The organism is Clostridium sp. NSJ-49, assembly GCF_014287725.1.
In the GTDB taxonomy this organism is placed as follows: Bacteria; Bacillota; Clostridia; order Clostridiales; family Clostridiaceae; genus Clostridium; species Clostridium disporicum_B.
Map to the genome: position 1 here is coordinate 49,234 of NZ_JACOOP010000023.1, position 7,008 is coordinate 56,241.

Genomic DNA, 7,008 nt, shown 5'->3' on the forward strand with positions numbered 1-7,008 from the left:
CAAAGTTTTTATATTTTTTCTCTTATTACGTTATATATGCGAATTATTTTTAAAAAAATAAAGTAATTGTTCATATTTATGTTGAAAAATGTACAATTTTACGAGATAATAAAGAAAAATACATTAGGGGGATTCTTAATGAATAAAGAATTAGTATTAGTACTTGACTTTGGTGGTCAATATAATCAATTAATAGCAAGAAGAGTAAGAGAATGTAACGTTTATTGTGAAGTTCATCCATATAATTTAAGCATTGAAAAAATAAGAGAAATGAATCCAAAGGGAATAATATTCACTGGTGGACCTAACAGTGTTTATGGAGAAGATTCTCCATTATGTGATAAAGCTATATTTGAATTAGGAATACCTGTACTTGGTATCTGCTACGGTTCACAACTTATGGCTCATGTTTTAGGTGGAAGTGTTGCAACTGCTCCTGTAAGTGAATATGGTAAGACAGAAGTTGCTGTAAATAATAAATCTAAATTATTTGATGGAGTACAATCTTCAACTATATGTTGGATGAGTCATACTGACTACATAGAAAGAGCTCCAGAAAACTTTAATATAATAGGACACACTCCAGTATGTCCAGTAGCTGCTATGGAATGTGAAGAAAAGAACCTTTATGCAGTTCAATTCCATCCAGAAGTTATGCATACTCAAGAAGGTACTAAGATGTTAACTAACTTTGTTAAGAATATCTGTAACTGTTCTGGAGATTGGACAATGGATTCTTTCGTTGAAAAGACAATACAAGAAGTTAGAGAAAAAGTTGGAGATGGTAAAGTATTATGTGCATTATCAGGTGGAGTTGACTCATCTGTAGCTGCAGTACTTTTATCAAAAGCCGTAGGTAAGCAATTAACTTGTGTATTTGTTGACCACGGTCTACTTAGAAAAAATGAAGGTGATGAAGTAGAAGCTATATTTGGACCAGAAGGTCAATATGACTTAAACTTTATAAGAGTAAATGCTCAAGAAAGATTCTATGAAGCTCTTGCTGGAGTAGAAGATCCAGAAACTAAAAGAAAAATTATTGGTGAAGAATTTATTAGAGTATTTGAAGAAGAAGCTAAGAAGATTGGTACAGTTGATTTCCTTGTTCAAGGTACAATTTACCCAGATATAATTGAAAGTGGACTTGGAGAATCAGCAGTTATTAAGTCTCACCATAATGTTGGAGGACTTCCTGACCATGTTGATTTTAAAGAAATAATAGAGCCATTAAGATTATTATTTAAGGATGAAGTTAGAAAAGCAGGACTTGAACTAAACATTCCAGAACACTTAGTATTCAGACAACCATTCCCAGGACCAGGACTTGGAATAAGAATAATAGGTGAAGTAACAGCTGAAAAAGTTAGAATAGTTCAAGATGCTGACTATATCTATAGAGAAGAAATAGTTAAAGCAGGAATTGATAAGGAAATAGGACAATACTTTGCTGCATTAACTAATATGAGATCAGTAGGGGTTATGGGAGATGAAAGAACTTATGATTATGCTATAGCTTTAAGAGCTGTAACTACTAGTGATTTCATGACTGCAGAATCAGCAGATCTTCCATGGGAGGTACTTGGAAAGGTAACAACTAGAATAGTAAATGAAGTTAAAGGTGTTAACAGAGTAATGTACGATTGTACAGGAAAACCACCAGCAACTATTGAATTTGAATAATATACATAAAATATAAATTTTAAATCAAACAAAAGAGAACCATTGAAATAATTTCAGGGGTTCTCTTTATTTTTAAATGTAGTATTTTGTTGTAAAAGGTATTATGGTAATAATTGACATGACATATCGTGTGCTTTATAGTATAAATGTGGGAAAAATTAGGTATGAGGTGAGAAAATGGATAAAGATAATAAAGTAATAGATGGAAATGATAATGATGTAGTAGATTCAGTAGAAGAAATCTCACAAAAAAGTATTAGTGATGCTCAGAATGTTAACAGTAGTGATGATTGGAAGGTTGTTCAAAAATCTGAACACAAAGGCTCAAATGTATTAAAGGCGATTGGAATTGTTATAGCTATAGTCATTATTTTAGGTGGAATGGCTTGGAGTGGAATGAAGTTTTATGATTTATCTCAAGCACCGACATATAACAAACCGGAAGGTGAACCTAATCAAGTTGTAGGAAATAATAAAGAAGATTCTGAAGAAGAACCTTCACAAGATGAGAATCACACAATTACTGTTGATGAGCAGAGAATGATAGAAATAAATGAATATGTTCATCATATGGCAAATACTATAATATTAGCTATTGATGGTAAAATAAATGGGACAAAGAAAATTACTATGGAAACTATAGATGAAGCTTTGAGTATGGTAGAAGAAGTTGATTGGTATTTGTATAAAGAAATAAGCAAATGGAAAGAAGGAGACTTCAGTAATGGTGTAGAAGTACATAACTATGTATGGAAAAACCTTGATGGAGAAATTGGAAAAGCAAGTAAATTAGATGAAGCTGCTATAGAAGCTGTAAAAACTAATTTAGGATTATAAGATATAGTGTTAATGAAGAGTTGTTTATTATGAACAGCTCTTTTTTGTTGGATTAATAACTTAATTCTTTTTTACATATAATATATTTAGTAAATAGAGTAAATAGAATTTATAAAATGTAAATCTTTATTTGTATTTATTAGGTAATAAAATATTAGAAAAAAATATTAGGTTTTAATAATTTATGATATAATTAAAATGGTAATTATTCCAGAAAATTTGGAGGTAAAAGAATGAATAAAGGTTTAAGCTTAGATTTATCAAAAGTTCAACCATATGCTAATCTTTCAGAATTAGATATGATGGAAGGTATGGTTAAATATGCTCATGATACAGTTCATGAAAAAACAGGAGCAGGTAACGACTTCTTAGGATGGTTAGACCTACCTGTAAATTATGATAAAGATGAATTTGAAAGAATTAAAGTTGCTGCTGAAAAGATAAAATCAAATTCAGATGTTTTAATAGTTATCGGTATCGGTGGATCATACTTAGGAGCTAGAGCTGCTATAGAAATGTTAACTAACAACTTCTATAACATGTTATCAAGCGATAAGAGAAAGACTCCAAAGGTATTTTTCGTTGGAAATAACATAAGTTCAACATATATAACTGATTTATTTGAAGCAATCGAAGGGTTAGATGTTTCAGTTAACGTTATATCTAAATCAGGTACTACAACTGAACCAGCAATAGCTTTCAGAATGTTCAAAGACTTCATGGAAAAGAAATATGGAGTTAATGGAGCTAAAGAAAGAATATTTGCTACAACTGATAAAGCTAGAGGAGCTTTAAAAGGATTAGCAGATACTATGGGTTACGAAACTTTCGTTGTTCCAGATGACGTAGGTGGAAGATTCTCAGTTTTAACAGCAGTTGGTTTATTACCAATAGCAGTTGCTGGAATTAACATAGATGAAATGATGCAAGGAGCTGCAGATGCTAGAGAAGTATACTCAAACCCATCATTAAAAGAAAACGAATGTTACCAATATGCTGCAATGAGAAATGCTTTATATAATAAAGGTAAGAAAGTTGAAGTTATGGTTAACTATGAACCATGCTTACACTACTTTAACGAATGGTGGAAGCAATTATATGGAGAATCAGAAGGTAAAGACCAAAAGGGTATATTCCCAGCTGCAGTAGATTTCTCAACAGATTTACACTCAATGGGACAATTTATACAAGATGGTACAAGAATAATGTTTGAAACAGTTCTTAATGTAGAGAAAGCTAACAAAGAAATAGTTATAGAAGAAGCAGAAGGAAACGTTGATGGATTAAACTTCTTAGCTGGAAAAACTGTTGACTTCGTTAACAAGCAAGCTTTCAATGGAACATTATTAGCTCACTGTGATGGTGGAGTTCCAAACATGATACTAAACATTCCGGAATTAAGTCCATACTACTTTGGACAAATGGTTTACTTCTTTGAAAAAGCATGCGCTATAAGCGGATATTTACTAGGAGTTAACCCATTCGATCAACCAGGTGTTGAAGCATACAAGAAAAACATGTTTGCTTTACTTGGTAAGCCAGGATACGAAGAATTAAAAGCAGAATTAGAAGCTAGATTAAAATAGTAATCTAAATTCTATTAACAATTAATATAGAAAAATTATAATATTACCCCAGTAGTTTGTGGATAATTATAAACTACTGGGGTTAATTGAAATAAAAGAGGAAAGTTTATGAGGATTATAGTTGATGGAGATGCATGTCCTGGAATTTCAATAATTGAAAGGTGTGCAAAAGATTATAACTTAGAACTAATTGTATATTGTGATATACATCACTATATAGTTTTGGATTATGGTGATGTGAAAATTGTGGATAGTGGATTTCAAAGTGTAGATATGAAGGTATCTAATGAGTGTATGGAAAATGATATTGTAGTTTCTCAAGATTATGGAGTAGCGGCAATATGTCTTGGAAAAAAAGCTCATGTCATAAATCCAAGAGGGACTATTTATACTAATGAGAATATTAGCGGTATGTTAGAGCAAAGACATATCTCGCAAAAAATTAGAAAAGCTGGTGGAAGAACACCTAATGCTAGAAAAAGAACATCAGAAGATGATGAAAGATTGAAGAAAAACTTATTATTTTTAATAAAAAGTAATTTGAAGGAATAATCTGTAGAAATATATCTAAAGGTTATTTCTTTTTTTTATCTCTGATAGACAAATTTCAATTTTTATTGCAACGGATAAGGAGTATAATTAAAAATAGGAAATTATGTTAATTGATGTAAAATAAAATGATGAAATTTGGTGGGGTGAGAAATTTATGAAGGAGTTACTATTAGATTTTGATAATAAAGGGCCTATTTATGTAAATAATGATATAAATATTGAGGCTAATTTAAATATAAAAGATGATATAGAGTATAAATTTATCGAAGGATACAATAAAGTATGGACTCCAATACAAGACTTTTCAGAAAAAAAGATATGTAAATGGACTCCTAAAAATTCTGGAAAGCATATGATTCTTGTCCAAGGAAAGGTTAAAGGATCAACAAAGCCGTATGATTATAGTGCAAGGTTGGAATTCGATATTATTGAAGATAGTAAGTTAATAGAAAATGTAGATATAGATAAAAACAAAGTAACTGTTGGAGACAAAGTTTTAATAAATGTTAAAGGAAGAGAAGAATTACTTTTATATAGATTTTGGCTGAAAAATAAAGATGAGTGGGAAATTTTAAATGATTATTCAACAGATAATAAGTATATATTTACTGCAACTGAACCTGGTAATAAAGAAATATTAGTTGAATGTAAAAAGGTTGATTCAACTAATAATGTAGATGATTATATAAGATTAAAAATAGATGTTAAGGGATTAGAAGTTATAGAAATAACAGATTTTAAGTTGTTATCTCATAAGATGATAGTAAATGAAGAACTTATATTTAAAGTTGAAACTAATCATGAGGAAAATAGACCTTTGCTTTATAAATTTGTAAAGATTAATAAAGAAGGAAAATATACTTGTGTTCAAGATTTTTCATCTAAATCAATAGTGTCATTTAAAGAAGAAGTTGAAGGTGAGTATAAACTATTATGCTATGTAAGAGATATTTTCTCTAATAAGGAGTATGATGATAGAGCGCTTATAGTATATGATGTAATGCCATATGAAAAAATAAAGATAAGAAATTTTAAGGCTGATATAGAGTCACCTCAGGTTACAGGAACAAGAATCAATTTAGAGGCATTAGTAGATGGTGGTAGGGAATTAGTATACAGATATATTATTGAAGGACCTGTTTCAGAAGATAGTGGTTATATAAGAAGTAATAGATATTTGTGGGAACCATCAGAAGAAGGAAAATATAATATTACTTTAAAAGTGAAAGATATTTCTTTTAAAGGTGATTATGAAAGCATAAATTCTATTGGATATCAAGTAGATAAAAAAGGAGATAGACCAGTACGTATAGTTGAAGTTAAGTGTGATAAAGGAAGAGCAGCGCTTGTTAATCAACCATTTAATATAAATGTTAAATGTGAAGGTGGATGCAAGGCTCTTTATAAATTTATAGTATATAAAGATGGAATCCAAAAAGAAGAAATGGATTATATTAAAAATAATTGGATTAATTTCGTTCCAAAAGAAAAGGGAGAATATGAAGTAGAAGTTAGGGTAAAAGATTTATATTCTATTAAAGATTTTGATTCTTCTACATCTATATATATAAAGTGTAATGATTATATTCCAGCTAATATTGATTATGTATTAACTAATAATAAAGAAATATATTTAGTTAATGATACTATAGAAATGGAGGCTATAATACAGAACACAACAGATACCGTAGTAAGGTTTGTAACTAAGATTAATGGACAAGATGTCGAAGATACAGGATATGTTGAAAATAAAGCTATTAGAGTAAAACCAAAGTGTCCAGGTAAGTATGCCTTTAGTATTTATGCTAAAAATATTAAATCTACTGAAGAATATGATTCTAAAAGAGAAGTAATAATTTATGTTAAAGATGTAATGCCTGTAAATTCCACAAAGGTTGTAGCTAACAAAAAAGAAATTAAGGTTGGGGAAGAAGTTACATTTGAAGTAACTAGTAAAGGTGGAAAAAATGTGTGTTATGAATTTTACATGATGAAGGAAAATAATTGGGTTTTAGTTCAGGAATATAGTAAGAAGAATTACTATACATTTTTACCATTTTCAAAAGGGCAATATAGACTTTTAGTATTAAGTAAGAGTTTTTATAAGAAGGTAAACTATGAAGATTATGAGAGTATAACATTTAATATAGTATAAAAATGGGGCTGTCTCTGAAATGATTTTTAAAATCATTTCAGTAGACGGTCTTTTTATTTTTTATTCATATATTTATATGAAATTATTTCTAAATGAACAAGTTTTTTGACACGACAAATAGGAGGTTATAAGCCTCCTATTCTCTGTAAAAATATACCTTTACGCTATTTTCTTTTCATGCAATAATATACCATTTCT

At 29.6% G+C, this 7,008-nt stretch carries 5 protein-coding genes; all 5 read left to right on the forward strand.

All coding sequences use genetic code 11. From position 1 onward, the window contains the following. Positions 1–138 precede the first annotated feature (138 nt). The gene (gene guaA, locus H8S10_RS09785; protein WP_186838734.1) at positions 139–1,680 is read left to right on the forward strand and encodes a glutamine-hydrolyzing GMP synthase; all 1,542 of its coding nucleotides are present in this window, start codon (positions 139–141) and stop codon (positions 1,678–1,680) included. 177 nt (positions 1,681–1,857) lie between these two features. Further along, positions 1,858–2,517 (forward strand): DUF6241 domain-containing protein, encoded by a 660-nt coding sequence (locus H8S10_RS09790; protein WP_186838735.1) that lies wholly within the window; start codon positions 1,858–1,860, stop codon positions 2,515–2,517. 233 nt (positions 2,518–2,750) lie between these two features. Next, positions 2,751–4,103, forward strand: coding sequence for a glucose-6-phosphate isomerase (locus H8S10_RS09795; protein ID WP_186838736.1), 1,353 nt, complete (start codon positions 2,751–2,753; stop codon positions 4,101–4,103). A 108-nt stretch (positions 4,104–4,211) separates the two neighbouring features. After that, positions 4,212–4,655, forward strand: a complete 444-nt coding sequence (locus H8S10_RS09800; RefSeq protein WP_055266542.1) for a YaiI/YqxD family protein — start codon at positions 4,212–4,214, stop codon at positions 4,653–4,655. 154 nt (positions 4,656–4,809) lie between these two features. Continuing rightward, the gene (locus H8S10_RS09805; RefSeq protein ID WP_186838737.1) at positions 4,810–6,810 is read left to right on the forward strand and encodes a triple tyrosine motif-containing protein; all 2,001 of its coding nucleotides are present in this window, start codon (positions 4,810–4,812) and stop codon (positions 6,808–6,810) included. The last annotated feature ends 198 nt before the right edge of the window (positions 6,811–7,008 follow it).

Coding starts and splice junctions, on each gene's coding strand:
- guaA (WP_186838734.1), top strand. CDS start 139: ATGAATAAAGAATTAGTATTAGTACTTGACTTTGGTGGTCAATATAAT.
- H8S10_RS09790 (WP_186838735.1), top strand. CDS start 1,858: ATGGATAAAGATAATAAAGTAATAGATGGAAATGATAATGATGTAGTA.
- H8S10_RS09795 (WP_186838736.1), top strand. CDS start 2,751: ATGAATAAAGGTTTAAGCTTAGATTTATCAAAAGTTCAACCATATGCT.
- H8S10_RS09800 (WP_055266542.1), top strand. CDS start 4,212: ATGAGGATTATAGTTGATGGAGATGCATGTCCTGGAATTTCAATAATT.
- H8S10_RS09805 (WP_186838737.1), top strand. CDS start 4,810: ATGAAGGAGTTACTATTAGATTTTGATAATAAAGGGCCTATTTATGTA.